Source organism: Candidatus Infernicultor aquiphilus, from assembly GCF_002784285.1.
Classification (GTDB): Bacteria; Atribacterota; Phoenicimicrobiia; order Phoenicimicrobiales; family Phoenicimicrobiaceae; genus Infernicultor; species Infernicultor aquiphilus.
The window spans coordinates 1-1,011 of the sequence record NZ_PFKO01000316.1; the positions used below are offsets into that span (position 1 = coordinate 1).

At 34.5% G+C, this 1,011-nt stretch carries 2 protein-coding genes; both read right to left on the reverse strand.

Annotated features, from left to right (window positions below; genetic code table 11):
* Window positions 1–558: ABC transporter substrate-binding protein (locus COZ07_RS08840; protein WP_406608200.1), on the reverse strand; the 558-nt coding region annotated here is incomplete at its 3' end.
* A 161-nt stretch (window positions 559–719) separates the two neighbouring features.
* On the reverse strand, window positions 720–1,011 hold a 292-nt coding region (gene tnpA / locus COZ07_RS08845; RefSeq protein ID WP_406608201.1), incomplete at its 5' end, for an IS200/IS605 family transposase.

Sequence of the window (1,011 nt, forward strand, 5' to 3'; positions counted from 1 at the left end):
AAGGCCTGCGGCTAATACTCTTTCACCTTTATCTTTTAAGGTATCACAAACATCAATAAATTCTGCCCAGGTTGTTGGTTCTTTTAAACCATATTTATCGAATATTTCTTTATTGTAGAAAACCCCATGAGTTACACCAACAGATGGTACTCCATAGATAATCCCCTCTTCAGTACTCCAGGCAGCTTTAGCCGCTTCGGGAAAAGTTTTCAAAACCGGTATAGCATCATTTAATTCATACAAAAAACCACTATTGTAGAGAATTCTAGCACCATCATAGGAACGTAAATACATAATATCAGGGCCAACCCCCGCTTGAAGAGACGACGCTAGTTGTGCATCATATTCTGTATTTTTTATAGGCTGAAAATTAATAATTATATTTGGGTGCTTTTCCATGAAAAGAGCATTTACTCTATTCATCGCATCAATGTCTTCAGTTCTCCAACTTGAAAAAATAAGGGTTACACGCTCTTCTGCTGACACACCTAAAGTAAAACTTAACGCAAGTAATATGCTTAACAGCATTAATACTAAAAATAATGATAATTTTTTCATTTTTGTACTCTCCTTTAAATTATTTTATTTATTTAATTTTTTATAAAATATTTTTTGAGAATTTGAGATTTATTTAGTGTTCAGATTCAGACTGTGTTACAATTACATCTTTTACCTAACCTAAAAGAATAGATACCCACGCCCTTACAGGCGTGGTGCTTTCAAAATTCAAGCTCCGCTTGTCCTGTATCTTCCTTCTCTTGCATTTTTACGTATTTTTTGATTATCTTCTCGTTTATCCCTACCGTAGAGACAAAATAACCTTTTGCCCATATCCCTTGGTCATCCCAATATACCTTTTTCAAGAAAGCAAACTTTATCTTTAGTGCTTTACTGGTATTCGATTTTATGGTTTCCACTACTTTACTCACCGCATACTTGGGGGGAATGACCATATACAAATGGACATGATCAAGATCTATACCTATCTCAAGATATTCCCATTCAGGGTAA